We start from the raw sequence: 23,074 nt of genomic DNA on the forward strand, positions 1-23,074 counted from the left end.
ATTTGAGCTCATGACGAAACGACAGTTCATGTACCTCGGCTGTGTCGCTCTGATGGTGACCTCGGGACTGGGCGCGGCGGCACCGGCAGGAGCCCGCACCACCTACGACGTGGTCCCCGGCGAGTCGATCCAGCTCGCGGTCGACCGGGCGCGCCCCGGAGACACCATCGACATCGCCCCCGGCGTCTACCGGGAGAGCGTCATCATCAGGAAGTCCGACCTGACGCTGCGAGGCGCGGGCGAGCGGACCGTCCTCATGCCCTCCACGGCCAAGCCGACACACGTCTGCGGGCTGGGCGGCAACGGCATCTGCGTCATCGGGACCGACGCCAGGCCCGCCACCAACGTCCGGGTCCACTCGCTGACGGTGTCGCAGTTCAAGAAGAACGGCGTCTGGGCCTCGCGCACCAACAAGCTGAGCATCCGCGGCGTCACCGCGCTGAGGAACGGCAACTGGGGCATCGCCCAGGAGCGCTCCCTGCGGTCCGAGATCCGCGGCAACGCGGTCCGTGACAACGCGGAGTCGGGCATCTTCGTGTCGAACACCATCGACACCGAGGCCGGCGCCGTCAACACCCGCCGCACCGTGGTCATGGACAACCTGCTGGCCGGGAACCGCATCGGCATCACCGTCCGGCGCCTGCGGAACCTGTACGTGAACAACAACGTCGTCACCGGCAACTGCGCGGGCATGTTCGTCGTGGGCGACGAGGGCGTCCCCCGGACGGGCGACCTGACCGTGCGCGGCAACCGCGTGCACCACAACAACAAGTCCTGCGCCAAGACCGCACGGCTCCCGAGGATCCAGGGCGCCGGCATCGTCCTCACCGGTGTCGAGGGCGCCACCGTCGCGTCGAACGCCGTCTGGAGCAACGTCGGCACTTCCCCGTTCTCCGGCGGGATCGTGCTCTTCAAGAGCATCGTGGGTGCCCCCAACAGCGGTAACGTCATCAAGGACAACATGCTGGTGGCCAACCGTCCGGCGGACCTCGCCAACCGGGACACCGGCACCGGCAACACCTTCTCCGGCAACTACTGCCGCCTGTCCGAGAAGGCGGGGAAGTGCGCATGACGACCGGCACGACCGGCGCGGCCGCGGACACCGCGGGTGCCACCGTCCGGACCGCCACCCCGCCGTCCATGCGGTTGAGGGAGCTCGTCTTCGGCGCCGCCCTGGCCGGCTCCGTACGGGCCGCCGCCCGGCTCGGCGTCGCGGACGCGCTGGGCGAGACACCGGCAACCGCCGAGGACCTGGCGGCGGCCGTCGAGGCCGACCCCCGGGCACTGCGGCGGATGCTGCGCGCGCTGACCTGCTACGGCATCTTCACCGAGCATGCGGACGGCACGTTCGCCCACACCGAGATGTCGCGGCTGCTGCGGGAGGACGACCCGCACAGCCTGAAGTACATCTCCCTGTGGTGCACCGAACCGTGGACCTGGGACGCCTGGCCCCGCCTCGACGAGGCGGTGCGGACGGGCCGGAGCGTCTTCGAGGGCCTGTACGGCAAGGGCTTCTTCGACCACCTCCACGAGGACGCGCACGAGTCCGCGCACGTCTTCAACCAGGCCATGACCACCTCCAGCATGCAGTCCGCGCTGGACGTGGCGGAACTGCTCGACCTCACGGGAGCGGCCACCGTCGCGGACATCGGCGGTGGCCAGGGCCACGTCCTGGCGAGTCTGCTGGAGAAGAACCCCGGCCTCAGGGGCACGCTGCTGGACCTGCCCCGCGTCGTGGCCAACGCCGATCCCCGGCTGCGGGACGGCGGATCCCTCGCCGACCGGGTCACCATCGTCCCCGGCGACTGCCGGGAGGCCATCCCGGTCGAGGCCGACGTCTACATCATCAAGAACATCCTGGAATGGGACGACGACAGCACCCGCAGAACCCTCCGCAACGTCGTCTCGGCCGCCCGTCCGGGGGCCAGGGTGGTGGTCATCGAGAACCTCGTCGACGACACTCCGTCGATGAAGTTCACCACGTCGATGGACCTGCTGCTGCTCCTCAACGTGGGTGGTGCGAAGCACACCCGGCAGAGCATGACCGCCAGGATGGCGGACGCCGGTCTCGTCGTCGGCGACTTCCGCCCGGTCAACGCGTACCTCCACGCGTTCGACAGCGTCACCCCCGGCGGCTGACCGCCGGGCTCCCTCCCCCTCGCCGGCTCCGCGTCCGCACGCGGAGCCGGCGACTCGTCGTGCTCATCCCTTCGCCGTTCGCTCCCAGCGGTAGAACTCGTGGGCCATGGCGTCCTTCGGGCTGCGCCAGGTCTCCGGGTCGTACGCGCTGACGTAGGCGGAGAGCTTGTCGCTGATGTCACGGAACTCGGGGTGGCCCGCCACCTTGGCCACCGCCGGCCCCGGCGGCCGGTCGGCTTCGATCAGATGGAGGTAGACATCGCCGAACTGGAAGAGGCTGCGCCGGGTCACCCCGACCAGGTCGGGCAGTTCGCCCCGGTCGGAGGCCTCGAACACCTTGGCGATGTCATGGGCCGAGTCCGGTGCCATACGGGCGACGATGAGGGCGTGGTGCATCGAGGGGGATCCCTTCGCTTGACGGTCAGTCGGAGTGGACCGAGACCGGCGCGCCGCGTTCCCGGGCGCGCTGCTCGATCTTCTCCTTGATGAGGGCCATCTGGACCTTGGAGTTCTTGTTGATGTTGTCGGTCATCCAGTCGTCGTCGACCGGGGCGCCCGGCTTCATCGCGAAGTCCTGGGTCCAGTGCATGAGGACGCCGTCGGGCGTCCGGGTGTACTTCCAGTGAATGTCCATGTGCTGGAAGGGGCCCGTCTCGACCCGTCGGGCGCGCACGGTCCTCGCACCCGGGTCGACGACGCGCTCCGACACCCAGCTCCAGACCGTTCCGTTCTCGTCCGGGTGCATGGTCAGCCGGAACTTCGTCCGGTTGCCCTCGCGCTCCAGGATCTCGACGGAGGCGTACTCGCTGAACAGCTGGGGCCAGTTCTCGATGTCGTTGGTGACGTCCCAGACGAGGTCCATGGGAGCGTTGATGACGATCTTGTTCTCGGTGTGCCCGGACACTTCAGGCTCCTGCCATGAGGGAGTTGTTGACGAGGTCGAGGAATTCGCGCGGGGTCTTGCAGCGGTCCGCGTCCTGGGGGAGTGCACGGCCGTAGCGGTTCTCGAGCTCCCCGACGATGCCGAGGAGGCCGAGGGAGTCGAGGCCGTACTCGTCGAACCGCGCCTCGGGGCGGCCGCCCATCTCCGCGGGGTCGACGGTGATGCCGGCGCCCTTCTTCATCAGAGCGGCCAGCTCTTCGATGGTCAGCTTGGAGATCTGCATGGTCATGAGGTCCTCCTTCTCACGGTTCTTCACCGGGTGTTGGCGCCGTGCCGCAGCACGAGCGCCGCGTTCGAGCCCATGAGTCCTCGGCTCAGCACCAGGGCGGTGCGCAGCTCGGCAGGACGGGGCCTGCCGGTGACCACCTCGAGCTCGTGGCACACGTCGAAGACGTTGGGCGTGGGCGGGACGACACCGTCCTGCAGAGCGAGCACGGCGGCAGCCGTGTCCAGCACGGGCGCTCCGCAGTACGCCCGGCCCGTACCGGTCTTGGGGGCGGTCACCGGCACCCGCCGTCCGTGGGTCCCCAGCGCGTCGGCGAGCGCCAGGGCCTCGGCACGGTCCGCGTCCGGGATGCCGAGCGCGTCCGCGAAGACGACGTCGATCTCCTCGGGCGCGCACCTGGCCTCCGCCAGGGCTCCCCGGATCGCCTGGGCCAGCCCCTCGCGCGACTCCTCCCACCGGGAGGCTCCGGTGAACGTCGCCGCGTGACCGGCGACCACGGCGCGGACCGCGGCGCCCCGCCGGCGGGCGGCCGACTCCTCCTCGACGACGAGCATGGCCCCGCCCTCCGCGGGCACGAAACCGCTCGCGGCCGAGGTGAAGGGCCGGTAGGCCCGTTCCGGGTCCTCGCTCGTGCTGAGTTCCCGGTATCCGAGCTGGCAGACCAGCGAGTACGGCGCGAGCGGCGCCTCCGCCGCCCCGATGACGACCGCGTCCGTGCCCCGGCCGATGGCCCGGGCCGCGTGCGCGAGGGCGTCGAGACCGCCCGCCTCGTCACTGGCCACCACACCGCAGGGGCCCTTGAACCCGCCGCGGATGGAGATCTGACCGGTGCTCGCCGCGTAGAACCAGGCGATGGACTGGTACGGGCCCACATAGCGCGAACCCTGTCCCCACAGCCGCTGAAGCTCCCGCTGGCCGAACTCGCCGCCGCCCGAGCCGGCCGCGGTGACCACACCCACGGCGAACGGGGATTCGCTGTAGTCACCTGACGTTATCCTCGCGTCGGCCAGCGCCATGTCGGCGGCGGCCATCGCGAAGTGCGTGAACCGGTCGGTCTGGACGAGGTAGCGCTCCTCGACCAGGGATTCCGGGTCGAAGCCGCGGACCTCTCCCGCGACCCGGACCGGCATGTGGTCGCAGCCTTCACGTGTGATGTGGTCGAGGACGCTGATGCCCTCCCGTGTGGACTTCCAGAAGGCATCGGCGCCGACCCCGTTGGGGGCGACGACACCGATTCCGGTGACGACCGGTCGCCGGTCCTGCCGAGGACTCATGGTGTCCTCCCTCCTGGCCGGGTCAGGACCACGGCGGACTGGAACCCGCCGAATCCGCTGCCGACCGAGAGCACGTTGCGCAGCTTGAGGGCGCGCGCCGTGCGCGGCACGTAGTCGAGATCGCACTCGGGGTCGGGGGTCTCGTAGTTCGCCGTCGGCGGCACCACCTGGTTGGCCAGTGCCAGCACGCATGCGACGACCTCGATCGCCCCGATCGCCCCGAGCGAGTGACCCACCATGGACTTGATGGAACTCATCGGGACCTTGTACGCGTGGGAGCCGAGCGACTGCTTCACCGCGGCCGTCTCGTGCCGGTCGTTCTGCTGCGTACCGGAGCCGTGCGCGTTGACGTAGTCGATGTCCGACCCGTCGATCCGGGCGTGGTCCAGGGCGCTGTCGATGGCACGCGCCATCTCCAGGCCCTCACGGGTGAGACCCGTCATGTGGTACGCGTTGCCGAACGTGGCGTAGCCGCCGATCTCGCAGTACACCGTGGCACCGCGGGCCCGCGCGTGTTCGAGTTCCTCCAGGACGAGCACGGCTCCGCCCTCGCCCATGACGAACCCGTCACGGCGCGCGTCGAAGGGGCGGGAGGCGTGGGCCGGATCGTCGTTGTTGGGTGACGTGGCCTTGATCGCGTCGAAGCACGCCACGGTGATGGGGGAGATGGGCGAGTCCGACGCGCCGGCCACGCACACGTCGACCCTGCCCTCCTCTATCGCGTGGAAGGCGTACCCGATCGCGTCCAGGCCGGAGGTGCAGCCCGTGGACACGGTCTGGACCGGACCGTGGGCGCCCGTCTGCTCGGCGACCTCGGAGGCGAGGGCGCTGGGCGAGAACGCCCGGTGCAGATGCGGTTCCGCCTCGCTCGGGTCCACGTCCCAGCGCCGACCGGAACTGCTGACCTTGACGTAGTCGTGCTCCAGCCGGGTGGTGCCGCCCACGGCGGTGCCGAGCGACACCCCGATCCGCCAGGGGTCCTCCATCTCCGGGTCGAGACCGGCGTCCCGGAGCGCCTCCCGGGCGGCGACCATCGCGAACTGGACGTACCTGTCCGCGCGCTGCACCTCCTCCGGCCCCAGACCGTGCTCCTTCGGGTCGAAGTCGCACTCGGCGGCGATCCGCGAGCGGAAGCCGGTCGGGTCGAAGAGGGTGATGCCGCGCGTCGCCGTGCGGCCGTTGGCCAGGAGGTCCCAGAACGCCGGTATCCCGACACCCCCCGGCGCGACTATGCCGACACCGGTGACCGCCACGCGCCGGGTCATGAAGCCGTCCCGGTGCGTTCCGGCGGCCGGTGGGCCGCCGCGGCCTCCGCCACCGGCGTCTCCTCGGTGTCGACGTGCCCCAGCTCCGGCCGCGGGGCCAGCGGCCCGAGGTGGAAGACCATCCGGGCCTGGGCGCTGCCGACGTTGCGGAACCGGTGCCGCACGTAGGGCGGGATGAACAGCCCCTGGTCAGGCCGGATCGACAGCGTCTCGTCGTCGAGGTCGACTTCCATCTCGCCGCACACGACGTACACGAACTCCTCGGAGTACGGGTGGTAGTGCTCGCCGATGCGGTCGCCGGGCTCGACGGTCGCCAGGCCCATGAAGCCGCTCGTGGCGCCCACCGCCGTGGGCGTGAGCATGGCGCGCAGATCGCCGCCGCGTTTGGTGTTGTGCTGGGTCTCGCTGAGATCGACGATGCGATGGGGTGTGGTCATGACGGGTTCCTCCACGTGGCCGCGCGATGGGGCGCCGGCGGTCGGGGTGTGCGGGTGCCTGGGCGGCCGGTCGCACGGGTCAGGGGGCGTGGCGGTCGGTGATCGGACGCATGTCCGCGGACGACAGGAGCTTGGACATGTCCTCCTCCGTGGCCGGGGCGTCGATTCCCAGTGCCTCGCTGTCCAGCAGGCGGGACAGCATGGCCGCCTTGCGCTGTCCGTGCGCCCCGATCACCTGCAGCGGCGCCGCGTCACCTGAGCCGCGCACGTCGACCAGGCGTACGACGATGTCGTCCCGCTGGAAGATCGTGCTGCTGTCGATCGGGGTCGACCGGTCGCCCGCCGCCGCCTCGTCCTCACCGGCGAGCAGCCGCGCCAGCGCCATGCCGCAACCGGGCTTGGCCGGGTAGTAGAGCGCGTGCCGCCTGAGGGCCTCGTCGTCGGTGCCCGCCGAGGCCAGGTGGTGCACCGCGGGGAGCGCGGCCCGGGTGAAGAACACCCGTGCGGAGTCCGGGTCGTTGAGGTCCCGGTCCTGCTCCAGATAGGGGTTGATGGCCTCCTCGACGGCCCGCACCTCGGGCTGACGGGCCACGTGGCGCAGCGCCGCCATCAGGTCGCCCTCCACCTCGACGGCCCGCACGACACGGTTGCCGTGCATGAACAGCGAGGTCCGGCGCAGTCGGGTGTGCTCGTCGACCTTCGACTGCGGCGACTGGTAACCCGCGAGGATGTCGGCCACCAGCGCCTCGGTGCCCGGCTTCACGGTGAAGGTGAGTGCGTGGCGCACCACGTTGTCACCCACGCGGGGGAACGGCTGCAGTCCGCCCTGAACGGCGTTGGCGGTTGCGGAGGTGTGCGGCTTGCCCGTCTCGCGCAGCACGCTGAAGCGAAGGGAGCGGGTGTCCCGGACGCAGTTGTGGAGCGGCCGTACGGTCTCGACGTGCTCCTCGCTGTTCACCCAGGCGAGGAAGGGCGGTGCGCTCTCCCACTCGCTGGTGATCAGCCACTGCGAGGGATTCTCGATCGACTGGCACAGCTGGTCGCTGATGTGGCCCGGCACCGACGCGACCTGGTTGCGCATGTGCTCGTACGCCTTCAGGAAGTTCTGCTGAGCGCCGTCATGAAGGTCCAGCAGCAGTACGACACGCAGCCTGGAGCCGTCAAAGGCCGACTGGGATATACGTTCGGAAAGCGGAGTCATGATGCACGCATCTCCTTCGAGACGGTGGGGCCGCCGCGTGCGGTGCACGAAGCCGGCTCGGGGGGGTTTCAGGCTTCGATCCTGTGCCGGTACCACGGGTGGCGCGAGATGTGTGAACCAGGTGGGTGAACCGGGCGATCGAGTCCCTCCCGCCAGGGCATGGAAACTCCATTCCCCCTACCGGCGGCTGGAGCTGGAGCTACTGATGGAAGAACACATCGACGAGCGCGTACCGGTACTCATCGTGGGCGGCTCCCTGGTGGGGCTGTCCTCATCGCTTTTCCTCGGCAGGCTCGGTGTCGGGCACATGCTGGTGGAGAGACACGCGGGCACGTCGAGGCATCCGCGCGGCCGGGGCAACAACGTCCGCACCATGGAACTGTTCCGGGTGGCGGGGGCCGAGCCGCTGATCCACGAGGCCGCGTCCCTCCTCGCCGACAACCACGGCATCCTCCAGACCCCGTCGCTCCACGGCGACGCGGGAGAGTGGCTGCTCAAGGAGATCGACCCCGGGGGCGGGATCGCCCGCTTCAGCCCGTCCGGGTGGTGCGTGTGCAGCCAGAACGACCTCGAGCCGGTGCTGCTGGACTGCGCGCGCAAGCTCGGCGGCGACCTGCGCTACTCCACCGAGATGGTCTCCTTCGAGCAGGACGCGGAGGGCGTCACCGCCATCGTGCAGGAGCGCGGGTCGGGACGGCGCAGGACCGTGCGCGCCGACTTCCTGATCGCGGCCGACGGGCCCCGCAGCCCGATTCGCGGGCACCTCGGCATCGGCCAGGCGGGCCACGGGGACCTGTTCCACAACGTCAGCATCACCTTCCGCTCCCGCGCGCTCGCGGACGTCGTCGGCGACCGGCGCTTCATCGTCTGCTACCTCACCGCCGAGGGCGCGGACGGCGCCCTGCTGCCCGTGGACAACGCCGAGAACTGGGTCTTCCACGCCCCCTGGCAGCCGGACACCGGCGAGAAGCTGGAGGATTTCACCGACGAGCGCTGCGCCGCGCACATCCGCCGCGCGGTCGGTGCCCCGGATATCGACGTGGAGATCACCGGAAAGGCCCCGTGGCACGCGGCCGAACGCGTCGCGGAACGATACGGCCGGGGCCGGGTCTTCCTCGCCGGGGACTCCGCCCACGAGATGTCGCCGACCGGCGCGTTCGGCTCCAACACCGGCATCCAGGACGCCCACAACCTCGCCTGGAAGCTCTCCCTCGTCCTCGACGGGTCGGCGGGCCCCGGCCTGCTGAGCAGCTACGAGGCCGAGCGCCGGCCGGTGGCCGAGGCCACCAGCGAGCGCGCCTCGGCACGGTCCGCGGAGCACAGCCATCCGGGCTACACCCCCGGACCGGAGATGGTCGGCGGCCGCCAGCGCGGCATGCTCACCGTCGCCATGGGCTACCGCTATCCGCGCGGCGCCGTCGTCGGAGCCGACCCGGACATGGCCGTCGTACCCGATCGGATGGACTTCTCCGGGGACCCCGGCACCCGCGCCCCGCACATGTGGCTGCACCCGCAGGGCAGCAAGCGGACGATCTCCACGCTGGACCTGTACGAGCGCAGCTTCGTGCTGCTCACCGGCTCCGGCGGCACACGGTGGCACACGGCGGCCGCCAAGGTGGCCGAGAAGCTGTCCATCACACTGGACGCCTACCGGATCGGCGCCGAGCCGCACGCGGAACTCGTACCCGAAGCGGGTGACTGGGCCGAACTGCACGGCACGACCGACGAGGGCGCCGTGGTGGTGCGCCCCGACGGCTTCGTCGCCTGGCGCGCGCCCGGTGCGGTCCGCGACCCGGAGACGGCCCTGCTCGACACCATGAAAGCCCTGCTCCACCGCACCTGAACCGGCGCGAGCACCCTCACGGCCGCCGTGGCGGCAGCCGGTGCAGTCCGACCTCGGTCAGCTGACCGCGGGCCGCCACGGCGGTCATGTACGTGCAGTACGGCTGCCGCCGCCGGTCCGTGGGCGAGCCGGGGTTCAGCAGCCGCAGCCCGCCCTCGGCAGTGCTGTCCCAGGGAACGTGGCTGTGGCCGAACACCAGGACGTCCAGGTCGGGGAACCGTTCCGCGCACCGCCGTTCGCGGCCCTGCGCGGGGCCCGTCTCGTGCACGACGCCGAAGCGCAGACCGCCCAGCTCCGCGCGGGCGACCTCCGGCAGCCGGTCCCGCAGTGCGGGACCGTCGTTGTTGCCGTACACCGCGACGAGCCGCCGCGCACGGGCTTCGAGGAGATCCAGGGTGGCGGTGTCCACCCAGTCGCCGGCATGGATCGCGACGTCGGCACGTTCGATCCGTCGCAGCAGCTCACCCGGCAGTTCCCGGGCCCGCGCGGGGACATGGGTGTCCGACGTCAGCACCAGCCTCATGAGCGCATTGTCCACCGGACCGGCGTCCGCCGGCCGTCCGGAAGGGCGGACGCGGGGCGCCCCGCAGGGCTTGCGGCAGGGCGAATGAAGCCCACGGGGCGCGGGTATCCGGTGCGGGCACTGGCGGGCCCACACGGCTGGGGAGAGGCGACCATGAGGCGCAGCGGCGGCAACGACACGGCGGCGAAGGAGACCGGAGCCCGGCCGGCACCGGGAGCGGAACCGATGGCACCCGTTCTGCGGGCACTGGCCGTGGTTGCGGCGTTCGTGGCGACCGTCGCCTTCAGCGTGGTCCTCGCCCGGCTCACCCTCGAGCCGTCGGCCGCGTCGGAACCGCTCACCCACAGCAACGTCCGGCCGGGCGCGTCCATCCGGGACTACCTGTCCCAGCCGGCGTTCCGAGACACCGTCAGGCAGCTCGGCGGCAACGTCCTGCTGGGCGTCCCGTTCGGCGTGCTGCTGCCGGTCCTGGTGCCGAAGGCCCGCGGCCTCCTGCGGGTGCTGCTGGCGACGGCGCTGGTCATGGCGCTCGTGGAGCTCATCCAGGGCGCGCTGGTCACCGGCCGTGCGTTCGACGTCGACGACGTCATCCTGAACACCGCGGGTGCCGTGCTGGGGTATCTCCTCATCGGCCGCCGGCTCGGCCGCGCCGTGCACCCGCGCCGCGACCACTGGTGGCGGCGCCGGCCCCGCGGCGCGGCGGCGCCCGAGGCCTGAGGCCCCGGACGACGTCCCGGTCACCCCCGGCCGGCCGTCGCCGGACCCGGCCCGATGCTGGCCCGCTCGATCAGGCCGGGAACCGGCACCCGGACCGTACGCGCGGCGCCTCCGTCGAGCAGCGCGGTGAGTTCGCCCGCCGCGATGCGGCCGAAGGAGACGGTGTCCCGGGAGAGGGCGGTGAGCCACGGGTCTACCAGCCGGCACAGCGCCGAGTCCTCCCAGGCCACGATCGACACGTCCTCGGGCACCCCCCAGCCGAGACCCGTCGCCGCGGCGACGCCGGCCACGGCCAGCACGTCGTTGTCGTACACGAGAGCGGTCGGCGGTGCGTCGTCGGAGAGCACTCCGCGGGTGACCGCGGCGCCCTCCGCGTCCGAGTAGTCGGTGGTGACGGAACGGACTTCGGTCAGCCCCAGCCGCGCGGCCTCGGCGCGCAGTGAGCGGATGCGCCGCTCGGTGTGCGCGAGACCCGGCAGCCCGGCGATGTGCACGATCCGCCGGTGCCCGAGCGCGTGGAGCCGGTCCACGACGGACGCCATCGCGCCGGTGTCGTCCGCCCACACGGTGGACAGCGCCGGACCGCCCTCCTCGGGGGCACCGCCGATCACCACGGCCGGCAGGCCGAGTTCGTCGAGCAGCGCCGGCCGCGGGTCGTCGGTCCGCGGGTCGACGACCAGGACTCCGTCCACCCTGTGTTCGGCCCACCAGCGGCGGTAGACCGCGCACTCGGCGTCCACGTCCTCCACCACCTGGAAGAGCAGACCGAGATGGCGCTCCGACAGCACCTCCTGGATGCCGGAGACCAGCTGGAGGAAGAACGAGTCGACGCCGAGCGTCCCCGCGGGCCGCGCGATCACCAGGCCCACCGTCGCCGCGCCCTCACCGGACAGGGCGCGGGCGGCGGTGCTCGGCCGCCAGCCCAGCTGCTCGGCGACCCGGCGCACCCGGTCGCGGGTGATCTCGGAGACGCCCGGCCGGTCGTTGAGCGCGAACGACACGGCGCTCTCCGAGACCCCCGCGCGCCGGGCGATGTCCTTCATCGTCGGCCGGCGGGCCGGTGCCCGCCGGCGCTGCGACGCGTCCTTGGCGGACGGGGGATCCGCTCCCATCCGTGCCCCTTTCCCGACTTCGGTGACCTGGGCGCACTAATGCGCTTGAGTGGTTGCACCCTAAAGCGCATTAGTCGATCAGGCAACCCTGTATGCGAAAGTCGCTGAACTGTAGTGATGCCAGGTCGGTAGGACTTCGTCGAGTCAGTGCATTGACTTTTCCCGGAAACGCAATGCAGGGTCTGCTCCCAAGCGTCCGCGGCGCCCCGTGCCCCGGATTCCCGGCGTCACGTCGGGCCGAGCGAAGGAGTCGATCCACCGTGCCCATCCCCCGCCGTACCGCCCGCAGAGCAGCCGCCGCTGCCGCAGCCCTCGCCGTCGTCCTACCGCTCAGCGCCTGTGGAGGCGGGTCAGGCGGCGGGGGCGCGGCGGACGCCTCCGGCAAGGTCCAGGGCAGCATCACGTTCCAGACCTGGAACCTGCGGGCCAACTTCAAGCCCTACTTCACCGGCCTCATCGCCGAGTTCGAGAAGAAGTACCCCGGCACCGAGGTGAAGTGGATCGATCAGCCCGCCGAGGGCTACGCCGACAAACTCAGCGCCGACGCCGCCGGCGGCACCCTCCCCGACGTCGTGAACGTCTCCCCGGACCTGCTCGCCCCGCTCGCCAAGGCCGGCCTCGCCCTCGACCTCGACAAGGCGGCCGCGCAGTACGAGAAGGAGTACCTGCCGGGTGCCTGGGCCGGCCACCGGATCCCGGGGATGGAGGGCACGTACGCCTTCCCCTGGTACCTCAACACCGGTCCGCTGTTCTACAACAAGCGCCTCTTCGAGGAGGCCGGGCTCGACGCGGAAAGGCCCCCCACGACGTACGACGAACTCTTCGAGCAGTCGCTCCGGATCGCCGACGAGAGCAAGGGGAGGATCGCCACGCTGGCCAACATCCCCACCATCGAGGACTTCGGCCGCTACGGCGTGCCGCTGATGAACGAGGAGGGTACGGCCTTCACCTTCAACGATGCCAAGGGCGTCGAACTGCTCACCAGGTACAAGGAGTTGTACGAGGCGAAGGCGCTCGACCCGCAGGCGCTCACCGCGACGTCCGAGTCGGCGGGCAAGAAGTTCCTCACCCAGTCGGTGGCGATGAACCCGGGCTCCGCCCTGGACCTGGAGAAGTTCAGGAAGGACGCCCCGGCCCTGTACGAGAACATCGGGATCACCGAGCAGATCAGCAGCACCGGAAAGGACAACATGTACGTGATGGGTGTCATGGTGAACGCCCGGACCGAGCGGGCGCCGGCCGCCGTGGCCTTCGCGCACTTCGTCACCGACGCCCGTCACCAGATGGAGTTCGCCAAGCAGGTCGCCATCTTCCCGAGCACCGCCGGCTCCCTCGACGACCCGTACTTCACCAAGGAGGACGGCACCGACGGGACGCGGGTGCGGATCGCGGCCGCCAAGTCCCTGAAGACCGCGGTCAACTACACCCCGGTGCTGATGAGCGACCAGATGAAGACCGAGCTGCGCAACGCCGTCGCGAGGGCGCTCCAGGGCAAGGAGAGCCCCGAGGAAGCTCTTGACAACGCTGTCAAGGCGTGCGACAGGCTGTTGAGGCAGAGCTGAGATCCGGACGAGCAGGGACCGTGCCATGACGACCCCCACCGCGTCCCCGACGGCGACCGCCGGCAGCACGGCGGAGCGGCGCGCACCGAAGAGCCCCCCGCCCGGTCGCCGGCCACGGGACGGACGAAGCCGGATCAGACGGCATCTGCCCACGAGCCCATGGCTGTTCGCCGCCCCCGGGCTGCTGGTCGCCGGCGCCTTCAGCCTCTACCCGTTCCTCTCCACGGTGGCCAACTCCTTCACGGACCGCAGGACCTTGCTGCCCGGCCGGTTCGTGGGACTGGACAACTACCGGGAGATGCTCGGGGACGAGATGTTCTGGATCGGCCTGCGCAACAGCACGCTGTACGTGCTCGGCGTCGTGCCCGCACTGGTGGTCCTGCCGCTGCTGCTGGCACTGCTCGTGGAGAAGCAGATCCCGGGCATCTCGTTCTTCCGCTCCGCCTTCTACACCCCGGTCGTCGCCTCCATCGTCGTGGTCGGCCTGATCTGGGTGTGGCTGCTGGACGAACGCGGGCTGGTGAACGCGGTGCTGGAGGCGGTGGGCGTCGGCCGGGTCGGCTTTCTCAGCGACCAGTGGCTGCTCCTGCTGAGCGCCATGGCGGTCACGGTCTGGAAGGGCCTCGGCTACTACATGATCATCTATCTCGCCGCGCTGGCGAACGTCCCGCGCGAGCTCCACGAGGCGGCGTCCGTGGACGGTGCGGGGGCCGTACGCCGGTTCCTCGCCGTCACACTTCCCGCGGTCCGCTCCACGGTGGTGCTGGTGGGGGCGCTCTCCTCGGTGGCGGCCTTCAAGGTCTTCTCCGAGGTGTACCTGATGGCCGGCCCCGACGGCGGCCCCGCAGGCGAGGACACCACCCTCGTCATGCTCGTCCAGCGCACCGGCACCGGGCTGAGCGGCCGGGTCGGATACGCCTCGGCGATCTCGGTGGTCGTCTTCGTCGTCACGGTCGCGCTGATGCTGCTGGTGCTGCGCGCCGACCGCAAGGAGGGCGCATGAGCCGGCGGAAGGACCGTTCGGACCAGTGGGAGGACGCCGTGGAACGGCAGGGGGAGGGTGCGGAGCGGGGACGTATCCGCGGCGGCCGGGAGAGCGGGCGCCGGATGCCCGGCTGGGAGGTCGCGTTGCGCTACGTGCTGCTGCTCGCCGTCCTCGCCCTCACCGTCGGGCCGTTCCTGTGGCAGCTGGCCACCTCGCTCAAGGGCCCGCACGAGGACATCTTCAGCTTCCCGCCGAGCTTCCTTCCCGAGCAGCCCACGCTCGCCAACTACAGTCGTGTCGCCGAGACCATCCCCGTATGGGACTACGCGCTGAACTCGCTCACCGTCGCGGTCGCCAACGTGGTGACCAACTGCGCGGGAGCGGCCCTCGCCGGCTACGCCCTCGCCCGGCTGCGCTACCGGGGCCGCAGGGCCGCCACGGTCGCGTTCGTCCTGGCGATGCTCGTGCCCGTCGAGGGCGTCATCGTCGCCCAGTTCACGACCATGCGCGAGCTCGGACTGAACAACACCCTCGTCGGTGTCGTGCTCCCGCTGTCGGTCTCCGCGCTGAACGTGCTGCTGATGCGCAACGCCTTCCTCAGCCTGCCCTACGAGGTGGAGGAGGCCGCGTTCGTCGACGGGGCCAACGTCTGGCAGCGGTTCGCGCGGATCGCGCTGCCCGCGGTCAGGGGCACCCTGGCCGTCGTCGCCATCCTCGCCTTCATGGGCGCCTGGGACGACTTCCTGTGGCCGCTGATCGTGCTCAGTGATCCGCAGAACTTCACCCTGACCATCGGGCTCAACTACCTGCACGGCACCTTCGCGAACGACGAACGCCTCGTCGCGGCGGGCACGATCATCGCCGTGCTGCCGCTGATCGTCCTGTTCGCCTGCCTCCAGCGCTACTTCTTCCGAGGCGTGGGCGAGGGCGCGGTCAAGGGCTGACGCACCGTCCACGCGACCGGTCCACCGAACCGTCCCGTCCACCGACCTTCCGAGGAGCCCCTGACACATATGTCCTCACGCGTGCGCTTCGGCGCCAACTACACCCCGAGCCGGGGGTGGTTCCACCACTGGCTCGACTTCGACCTCGACGCCGTACGGGGCGACCTGGACTCCGTCGCGGCACTGGGCCTCGACCACGTCCGGGTCTTCCCGCTCTGGCCGGTCTTCCAGCCCAACCGCACCCTGATCCGCCCGCGGGCCGTGGAGCAGCTCGTCCTGCTCGCCGACGCGGCCGCGGAGCGCGGGCTGGACGTCAGCGTCGACGGACTCCAGGGGCACCTGTCGAGCTTCGACTTCCTGCCATCCTGGACGCGGACCTGGCACCGCCGCAGCATCTTCACGGACCCGGACGTGGTGACCGGCCAGGCCGAGTATCTGCGCACGCTCGCCCAAGCCCTCGCCGACCGACCCAACTTCATCGGCATGACCATCGGCAACGAGGTCAACCAGTTCTCCGCCGGACCGCACCCGGACCCCGACCGGATCACACCGGAACAGGCGGAGCGCTGGCTGGGTCTGCTGCTGGCCGCCTGCGAGGAGGGCGCGCCGGGCGGACTGCACCTGCACGCCGAGTACGACGCCGCCTGGTACCAGGACGACCAGCCGTTCACACCCGCGCACTCGGCCCGACTGGGCGCCGTCACCGCCGTGCACTCCTGGGTCTTCAACGGCACGGCCCAGCGTCACGGCCGCACGGGCACGGCGACCGAGCACCACGCCGCCTACCTCGTCGAACTCTCCAAGGCGTGGGCGGACGATCCGCACCGCCCGGTGTGGCTCCAGGAGGTCGGCGCCCCCGCACCGCTGGTGCCCGCCGAGCACGCCGACACCTTCACCGAGGCGACCGTGGTCAACGCCCTCGACTGCCAGGACCTGTGGGGCGTCACCTGGTGGTGCTCGCACGACGTGTCGCGCTCCCTGGCCGACTTCCCCGAACTCGAGTACAGCCTGGGCCTGATGACCAGCGACCGGGAGGTCAAGCCGGCCGGACGGACGATCGCCCGCATCGTCCGCGAGCAGCGGGAGCGTCCGCACCGGCCCGCCCCGCGCACCACGGCTCTCGTCGTCGACGCGGGCGACGACGACACCGCCCCGCGGCGCTCGGTCTGCGCGCCGGGCGGAGCCGTCTTCGAGGCCTTCGCCCGGCTCACCGCGGACGGGGTCCGGCCCGCCGCCGTCCTCGCGAGCAGGGCGGGCGAGACCGGGCATCTGGCCGCCCGGGGCATCACCGAGGTCGTCACCCCGGACGAGGTCCGATGACGGCCCTCACCGCCCTCACGATGGGCAGGGCCCTTACGGCCCCTGCCGCCGTGGACCGCTCGCCGTCCCCGTGGCGCCCGTCCCGGGGCGGCGGCAGGTCCGGGTGCCGTCGTGCCCGGCCGGTCGCGACCACCGGTCACCACGTGCGGGAGGGGTCCGCGACCGGGATCTCCCCGTACCGGTCCCGGATCCCCGACCTGTCACGGAGAGCCCGTCCCTCCGGCTGTACCGTCCTCGTCCACCCCTGGTGACACCCGTCCCCGCATTCCGAACCCCTTACGGAGCAGCCCTCATGCATGACGACCGCAGCCTGGTCGAGGCCCGACTGAAGCGTGTCCTCGACGAGCGCATCCGACCCGCCGTGTACTCCGCGTCCGTCCCGCTGGACGTGGCCGTCTGGAACGCCCCCGGTGAGCCCGTGCCGGTCGCCGAAGGGCTGGCCGCCGAGCCCTCGCCGATCAGCGTCGGCACGAGGTGGGGCGCGCCGTGGGGGACCAGCTGGTTCCGGGTGACCGGGACGGTCCCGGCCGAGTGGGCGGGGAGGACGGTCGAGGCGGTCCTCGACCTCGGCTTCGACGAGAACATGCCCGGATTCCAGTGCGAAGGGCTCGTCTACCGGCCCGACAGCACCCCGGTCAAGGGACTGAACCCGCGCAACCAGTGGGTCCGGATCGCGGCGCCCGCAGAGGGCGGCGAGCAGGTGCGGCTGCACATCGAGGCGGCGTCCAACCCCGTCATCCTCGACTACCACCCGTTCCTCCCCACCGCGCTGGGGGACAGGGAGACCGCCGGCACCGAGCCGCAGTACCGGCTGAACCGGATGGACCTCGCCGTCTTCGAGGAGGACGTCTGGCAGCTGGTGATGGACCTGGAGGTGCTGGGCGAGCTGATGGAGGAGCTCCCGGCGGACTCCGCCCGGCGCTGGGAGATCCTGCGCGCGATCGACCGGACCCTGGACGCCGTCGACCTGCAGGACGTCCCGGGCACGGCCGCCGCCGCCCGGGCCCGCCTGGAGCAGGTACTGGCCACCCCCGCCCAGCCCTCGGCGCACCGCATCAGCGCCGTCGGCCACGCCCACATCGACTCCGCCTGGCTCTGGCCGCTGCGGGAGACCGTGCGCAAGGTCGCCCGCACCGCCTCCAACATGACGGCGCTGCTGGAGGACGAGCCCGACTTCGTCTTCGCCATGTCGCAGGCGCAGCAGTGGGCCTGGATCAAGGAGCACCGGCCGGAGGTGTGGGCCAAGGTGAAGAAGGCCGTCGCCGACGGCCGGTTCGTGCCGGCGGGAGGCATGTGGGTGGAGTCCGACACCAACATGCCCGGATCTGAGGCCATGGCGCGTCAGTTCGTCCACGGCAAGCGGTTCTTCCTGGACGAGTTCGGCATCGAGAACGACGAGGCCTGGCTCCCGGACACGTTCGGGTTCGCCGCGGGGCTGCCCCAGATCATCAAGGCGGCCGGCTCCAGGCGGCTGCTCACCCAGAAGATCTCCTGGTCGCAGACGAACAGGTTCCCGCACCACACCTTCCAGTGGGAGGGCATCGACGGGACGCGGATCTTCACCCACTTCCCTCCGGTGGACACCTACAACTGCTCCATGAAGGGCAGCGAGATCGCCCACGCCGCGAGGAACTTCAAGGACAAGGGCGTCGCCCGGCACTCACTCGCGCCCACCGGCTGGGGCGACGGGGGCGGCGGCACCACCCGGGAGATGGTCGCCAAGGCCGCCCGGATGCGCGACCTCGAAGGCGCGGCGACCGTGCTCTGGGAGACTCCTCGGGAGTTCTTCACCAAGGCCGAGGCCGAGTACGCGAATCCGCCGGTGTGGGTCGGCGAGCTGTACCTCGAACTGCACCGGGCCACGCTGACCAGCCAGGCGAGGACCAAGCGGGGCAACCGCCGCTCCGAGCACCTGCTGCGCGAAGCCGAGCTGTGGGCCGCGACGGCCGCGGTGCGGACCGGGTTCCCGTACCCGTACGAACGGCTCGACCGGATCTGGAAGACGGTGCTGCTGCACCAGTTCCACGACATCCTCCCCGGCTCGTCCATCGCCTGGGTGCACCGCGAGGCCGAGCGGACGTACGCGGCGGTCGCCGAGGAGCTGAACGCCATCGTCGACGCCGCCCAGCGTGCCCTCGCCGGCGACGGTTCCGCTGAGCTGGTCTTCAACTCCGCCCCGCACGCACGGCACGGGATCGCGGCGGGCGGTGCCGCGCGGCCGACCGGCGGCGGCGCGTCCCATCTGCAGCCGCGCGCGGGCGGCGGACACGTCCTCGACAACGGGTTGCTCCGGGTGGAGATCGACGGGCGGGGCCTGGTCGTCTCCGTGTACGACATCGGCGCCGAGCGGGAGACCGTTCCGCAGGGGGAAGCCGCCAACCTGCTGCAACTGCACGCGGACTTCCCGAACATGTGGGACGCGTGGGACGTGGACGAGTTCTACCGGAACACCGTGACGGACCTGGTGGAGGCGGATCTCGTGGAGCCGGCCGGCCCGGAAGGTGCCGCCGGTCGGGAAGGCGCCGCGGAACCCGGCGCGGCCGCCGTGCGGATCGTGCGCTCCTTCGGGGCGTCCCAGGTGCGCCAGGTGCTGTCGCTCGCCGCCGGCGCCAAGCGGCTCGACATCGACACCGAAGTCGACTGGCACGAGACCGAGAAATTCCTCAAGCTGGCCTTCCCACTCGACGTGCACGCCGAGCGGTACGCGTCCGAGACCCAGTTCGGCCACTTCCACCGGGCGACGCACACCAACACCAGCTGGGAGGCGGCCAAGTTCGAGGCATGCAACCACCGCTTCGTCCACATCGGCGAACCGGACTGGGGCGTGGCGCTGGTCAACGACTCCACGTACGGTCACGACGTGACCCGTACCGTCCGTACCGCCGACTCCGGTACGACGACCACACTCAGGGCGTCCCTGCTGCGCGCCCCGCGCTTCCCCGATCCGGAGACCGATCAGGGGGTCCACCGCTTCCGGCACGCTCTCGTACCGGGCGCGACGATCGGCGACGCGGTGCGCGAGGGGTACCGGGTGAACCTTCCGGAGCGGCGGGTGACGGGTGCGGACGCGGCCGTCGCGCCGCTGGTGGCGGTGGACGACGACGCGGTGGTGGTGACCGCGGTCAAGCTCGCCGACGACGGCAGCGGCGATGTCGTGGTCCGCTTCCACGAGTCGCGGGGCGGGCGTGCCCGCGCGAGGCTGACGGCAGGCTTCCCCCTGGCGGGAGCGGTGGCGACGGACCTGCTGGAGCGTCCGGGGGCCGAGGACCGGACGGTGGAGCGCACCGGCGACACGGTGTCCCTCGACCTGCGCCCGTTCGAGCTCGTGACGCTGCGGCTGACCAGGGGCTGAGGGGCCGATGGGCCGGGACGGGTTGCGGGGCCAGGAAGAGCGGGGGGCCGGAGGGCGTCGAGGGCGTGGGACGGGGGGATCCGGGTCCTGAGAGGGGACCGGCGCGAACTGACGCGCGCCGGTGCCGGCACGGCCGGCAAGAGGGTGACGGGGGTGGCCGCCGCCACGCGGCGGCCACCCCGCGTCGCGTCCGCCCGCGACGGGCACCGAGGCGTCCGGCACGGACGGGATCCGCCGGGGTGCTACGAGCCCCGGAACGCCTCCGTCACCATCCGCGCACCACGGCCGCACCGGAGCCCCCTCGCGGCGGCACCTCCTCTCGCGCCGGGGCGCCCCGAGACGGCCGCTACGGCGGGCCGACGCGGTCGCCCGCTGTAGCGGCCCGGTGTTAGATAGGAGCATGGCCGGACTTCTCGGCCGTCTCCGCTCCGTGATGAGCGCGCGCACCGTCGCCAGTCAGGTGTTCGTCCTGCAGGTGACGGTGGCGTTGCTGCTCGTCGTCGCCGCCGTCGCGGCACTGCTCCTGCAAGCCCGGTCGGACGGCGGGCGCGAGGCGCGCAAGCGGTCGGTCGCCGTGGCCCAGACGTATGCCACCGCACCGGGCGTCAAGGAAGCGCTGCGCGGCCCCGACCCGAGCGCGGACTTGCAGCGCAAGGCCGAGGCCGCGAGGAGGACATCCGGCGTCGACTTCGTCGTGGTGATGGCCCCGGACGGCACCCGGTACACCCACCCGAATCCGGAGGAGATCGGCGAGAAGTACATCGGCACCATCGCCCCGGCGGCGGCCGGCGGCACGGTGACCGAGACCGTCACCGGCACCCTCGGTCCCTCGATCCGCAGCGTCGCGCCGGTGACGGACGCGAACGGCGAGGTGATCGGCCTCGTGGCGGCCGGCATCGCGGTGGAGCGGGCCGGCGGAGCCCAGGACCAGCTTCCCCTCCTGCTCGGCGCCGCGGCGTTCGCCCTGGTCGTCGCCACCTCAGGGGCCGCGCTGATCAGCAGGCGGCTGCGACACCAGACCCACGGCCTGGGGCCCACCGAGATGACCCGGATGTACGAGCACCACGACGCGGTCCTGCACGCCGTCCGGGAGGGCGTGCTGATCGTCGACGAGGACCGCAGGCTGGTGCTCGTCAACGACGAGGCACGACGGCTGCTCGCGCTGCCCCCGGACGTCCAGGGGCGCCCCGTGTGCGACATCGCCATGGACCCCGAGATCGCCCGGCTGCTGGAGTCCGGCCGCCCGGCGAGCGACGAGGTGCATGTCATCGAGGACCAACTGGTCGCGGTGAACCAGCGCGCCATGGGCCCGCCGCCGGACGGCTCGGGGCCCTGCGGCACCGTGGCCACCCTGCGGGACACCACCGAGCTGCGGGCCCTCAGCGGCCGTGCCGACACCGCGCAGGGCCGTCTGCGACTCGTCTACGACGCCGGCATCCGGATCGGCACCACCCTCGACGTGGTCCGGACCTCGCAGGAGCTGGCCGACTTCGCCGTCCCCCGGTTCGCCGACTACGTCACCGTCGATCTCCCCGATCCCGTGCTCAGCGGGGACGAGCCGGCGGAGACCGGTACGGACATGCGCCGCATCGCCTTCACGGGCGTCCGCCACGACACCCCGCTCTACCCGTCCGGCCGACTGATCCACTTCGTCCCCACCGCCCCCCAGGCCGTCGCCTACGCCCGGGGCAAGACCGTCCTGGAGGCCGACCTGGCCGCGTTCTCGGGGTGGCAGGAACAGGAACCGGCCCGGGCCCACAGACTCGTCGGCTACGGCATCCACTCCATGATCGCCGTGCCACTGCGGGCCCGCGGCGTGACGATGGGCGTCGCCACGTTCTGGCGCTCCCAGAAGCCGGAGCCCTTCGACGACGACGACGTGTCGCTCGCGGAGGAGCTGGTCGCCCGCGCCGCGGTGAACATCGACAACGCCCGCCGGTACACCCGCGAGCACTCGATGGCGGTCGCCCTCCAGCGGAGCCTGCTGCCGCGGGCCCTGCCCGAGCAGACCGCCCTGGACGTGGCCTACCACTACCTTCCCGCCCAGGCCGGACTCGGCGGGGTCGGCGGGGTCGGCGGGGACTGGTTCGACGTGATCCCGCTTCCGGGTGCCAGGGTCGCCCTCGTGGTCGGGGACGTCGTCGGCCACGGCCTCCACGCCGCGGCGACCATGGGGCGGCTGCGCACCGCCGTCCACAACTTCGCCGCCCTCGACCTGCCACCGGACGAGCTGCTGTGGCACATGGACGAACTGGTCTCGCGCATCGACCAGGACGAGGACACCGACGGCTCGGTCACCGCGCTCACCGGCGCCACCTGTCTGTACGCGATCTACGACCCCACGTCACGGCTGTGCACCGTGGCCCGCGCGGGACATCTGGAGCCGGTCATCGTGCACCCCGACGGCGAGGTCGAGTTCCCCGGGGTGCCGGCCGGGCCGCCCCTCGGCCTCGGCGGACTCCCGTTCGAGTCCAGCGAACTGCATCTCTCCGAGGGCAGCAGCCTGGTGCTCTACACCGACGGACTGGTGGAGGACCGGCACCGCGACATCGACGAAGGACTGGACCTGCTGCGCCGCACGCTCGCCCACGCCGGCGGAACGCCGGAGGAGACCTGCCGTGCGGTGCTGGACGCACTGCTGCCGGAGCGCCCCCGTGACGATGTCGCCCTGGTCGTCGCCCGCACCCGGGTGCTGGGCGGCAACCGCGCCGTCACCTGGGGCGTGCCGGCGGACCCGTCCGAAGTGGCCCGGGTACGTGCCGAGGCCTCCCGGACCCTGGAGGAGTGGGGGCTCGCGGAGGAGGCGTTCACCACCGAACTGATCCTCAGCGAACTGGTCACCAACGCCATCCGCCACGCCGGCGGACCGATCACGGTGCGGTTGATCCGCGACCGCTCCCTGATCTGCGAGGTCTCCGACGGCAGCAGTACCGCCCCACATCTGCGCCGGGCCACCGCCACCGACGAGGGCGGCCGGGGGCTGTTCCTCGTCTCCCAGTTCGCCGCGCGCTGGGGCACCCGCTACACGGGCAGCGGCAAGGTCATCTGGACCGAGCAGCCGCTGCCCTGGTAGCCCGTGCGGACGCGGCACCACGGCACCGGGGACCAGGCCGGAAGGGGAGATTCCGGGTCGATGGCGCGGACCACCGGGGCGGTGGGATCGAGCGCGCCGCACCGTGCCGGACGGCCGGGCCGATCGCCCACCGCCGGGCCCGCCCCCTGCTCCTTCTG

The 23,074-nt window shown here is 71.6% G+C and carries 19 protein-coding genes; 10 read left to right on the plus strand and 9 right to left on the minus strand.

The window, feature by feature from the left end; all coding sequences use genetic code 11:
- Positions 1-10 precede the first annotated feature (10 nt).
- Both FEF34_RS34780 and FEF34_RS34785 read left to right on the plus strand, forming a co-directional pair.
- Positions 11-1,072: a right-handed parallel beta-helix repeat-containing protein gene (locus tag FEF34_RS34780; RefSeq protein ID WP_171053212.1), complete on the plus strand. Its 1,062-nt coding sequence runs from the start codon at positions 11-13 to the stop codon at positions 1,070-1,072.
- Positions 1,069-2,139, plus strand: coding sequence for a methyltransferase (locus FEF34_RS34785; protein WP_138056706.1), 1,071 nt, complete (start codon positions 1,069-1,071; stop codon positions 2,137-2,139). Before FEF34_RS34780 ends, FEF34_RS34785 begins: the two co-directional genes overlap by 4 nt.
- Positions 2,140-2,202: 63 nt before the next feature.
- Here FEF34_RS34785 and FEF34_RS34790 read toward each other — a convergent pair whose 3' ends face one another.
- The 7 genes from FEF34_RS34790 to FEF34_RS34820 form a co-directional block, all read right to left on the minus strand.
- Positions 2,203-2,535: a TcmI family type II polyketide cyclase gene (locus FEF34_RS34790; RefSeq protein WP_138056707.1), complete on the minus strand. Its 333-nt coding sequence runs from the start codon at positions 2,533-2,535 to the stop codon at positions 2,203-2,205.
- 25 nt (positions 2,536-2,560) lie between these two features.
- Complete coding sequence (locus FEF34_RS34795) at positions 2,561-3,043, minus strand: SRPBCC family protein (RefSeq protein ID WP_138056708.1); 483 nt, start codon at positions 3,041-3,043, stop codon at positions 2,561-2,563.
- A gap of 1 nt (position 3,044) precedes the next feature.
- Positions 3,045-3,311, minus strand: a complete 267-nt coding sequence (locus tag FEF34_RS34800; protein ID WP_093652936.1) for an acyl carrier protein — start codon at positions 3,309-3,311, stop codon at positions 3,045-3,047.
- Between the two features lie 23 nt (positions 3,312-3,334).
- Positions 3,335-4,582: a beta-ketoacyl synthase N-terminal-like domain-containing protein gene (locus FEF34_RS34805; protein WP_138056709.1), complete on the minus strand. Its 1,248-nt coding sequence runs from the start codon at positions 4,580-4,582 to the stop codon at positions 3,335-3,337.
- Positions 4,579-5,847, minus strand: coding sequence for a beta-ketoacyl-[acyl-carrier-protein] synthase family protein (locus FEF34_RS34810; RefSeq protein WP_138056710.1), 1,269 nt, complete (start codon positions 5,845-5,847; stop codon positions 4,579-4,581). Before FEF34_RS34810 ends, FEF34_RS34805 begins: the two co-directional genes overlap by 4 nt.
- Positions 5,844-6,284 carry a cupin domain-containing protein gene (locus FEF34_RS34815; RefSeq protein WP_138056711.1) on the minus strand — a complete coding sequence of 147 codons (441 nt, stop codon included), beginning with the start codon at positions 6,282-6,284 and terminating at the stop codon, positions 5,844-5,846. Before FEF34_RS34815 ends, FEF34_RS34810 begins: the two co-directional genes overlap by 4 nt.
- 79 nt (positions 6,285-6,363) lie before the next feature.
- A complete protein-coding gene (locus FEF34_RS34820; RefSeq protein WP_138056712.1) occupies positions 6,364-7,485 on the minus strand; it encodes a SchA/CurD-like domain-containing protein in 1,122 nt (373 codons plus the stop codon).
- A 205-nt stretch (positions 7,486-7,690) separates the two neighbouring features.
- On the opposite strand from FEF34_RS34820, the gene FEF34_RS34825 reads away from it, so the two are divergent.
- Positions 7,691-9,328, plus strand: a complete 1,638-nt coding sequence (locus tag FEF34_RS34825; RefSeq protein ID WP_138056713.1) for an FAD-dependent oxidoreductase — start codon at positions 7,691-7,693, stop codon at positions 9,326-9,328.
- Between the two features lie 16 nt (positions 9,329-9,344).
- Here the strand turns inward: FEF34_RS34825 and FEF34_RS34830 are convergent, their stop codons facing one another.
- Positions 9,345-9,851, minus strand: coding sequence for a metallophosphoesterase family protein (locus FEF34_RS34830; protein ID WP_138056714.1), 507 nt, complete (start codon positions 9,849-9,851; stop codon positions 9,345-9,347).
- A 153-nt stretch (positions 9,852-10,004) separates the two neighbouring features.
- Between FEF34_RS34830 and FEF34_RS34835 the strand changes: the two genes are divergently transcribed.
- The gene (locus FEF34_RS34835; protein WP_171053213.1) at positions 10,005-10,568 is read left to right on the plus strand and encodes a VanZ family protein; all 564 of its coding nucleotides are present in this window, start codon (positions 10,005-10,007) and stop codon (positions 10,566-10,568) included.
- Between the two features lie 20 nt (positions 10,569-10,588).
- Here the strand turns inward: FEF34_RS34835 and FEF34_RS34840 are convergent, their stop codons facing one another.
- Positions 10,589-11,680, minus strand: a complete 1,092-nt coding sequence (locus FEF34_RS34840) for a LacI family DNA-binding transcriptional regulator (RefSeq protein ID WP_138056715.1) — start codon at positions 11,678-11,680, stop codon at positions 10,589-10,591.
- Positions 11,681-11,940: 260 nt separating this feature from the next.
- On the opposite strand from FEF34_RS34840, the gene FEF34_RS34845 reads away from it, so the two are divergent.
- The 6 genes from FEF34_RS34845 (at position 11,941) to FEF34_RS34870 (ending at position 22,916) form a co-directional block, all read left to right on the plus strand.
- A complete protein-coding gene (locus FEF34_RS34845) occupies positions 11,941-13,242 on the plus strand; it encodes an ABC transporter substrate-binding protein (RefSeq protein ID WP_138056716.1) in 1,302 nt (433 codons plus the stop codon).
- 25 nt (positions 13,243-13,267) lie between these two features.
- A complete protein-coding gene (locus FEF34_RS34850) occupies positions 13,268-14,245 on the plus strand; it encodes a carbohydrate ABC transporter permease (protein WP_138056717.1) in 978 nt (325 codons plus the stop codon).
- 104 nt (positions 14,246-14,349) lie between these two features.
- A complete protein-coding gene (locus FEF34_RS34855; protein ID WP_234043283.1) occupies positions 14,350-15,171 on the plus strand; it encodes a carbohydrate ABC transporter permease in 822 nt (273 codons plus the stop codon).
- A 69-nt stretch (positions 15,172-15,240) separates the two neighbouring features.
- Positions 15,241-16,491 carry a glycoside hydrolase 5 family protein gene (locus tag FEF34_RS34860; protein WP_138056719.1) on the plus strand — a complete coding sequence of 417 codons (1,251 nt, stop codon included), beginning with the start codon at positions 15,241-15,243 and terminating at the stop codon, positions 16,489-16,491.
- A 292-nt stretch (positions 16,492-16,783) separates the two neighbouring features.
- Positions 16,784-19,843 (plus strand): alpha-mannosidase, encoded by a 3,060-nt coding sequence (locus FEF34_RS34865; RefSeq protein ID WP_138056720.1) that lies wholly within the window; start codon positions 16,784-16,786, stop codon positions 19,841-19,843.
- A 400-nt stretch (positions 19,844-20,243) separates the two neighbouring features.
- A complete protein-coding gene (locus tag FEF34_RS34870) occupies positions 20,244-22,916 on the plus strand; it encodes a SpoIIE family protein phosphatase/ATP-binding protein (RefSeq protein ID WP_138056721.1) in 2,673 nt (890 codons plus the stop codon).
- Positions 22,917-23,074 lie beyond the last annotated feature (158 nt).

The sequence above is a fragment of the Streptomyces marianii genome (assembly GCF_005795905.1).
Lineage (GTDB): Bacteria > Actinomycetota > Actinomycetes > Streptomycetales > Streptomycetaceae > Streptomyces > Streptomyces marianii.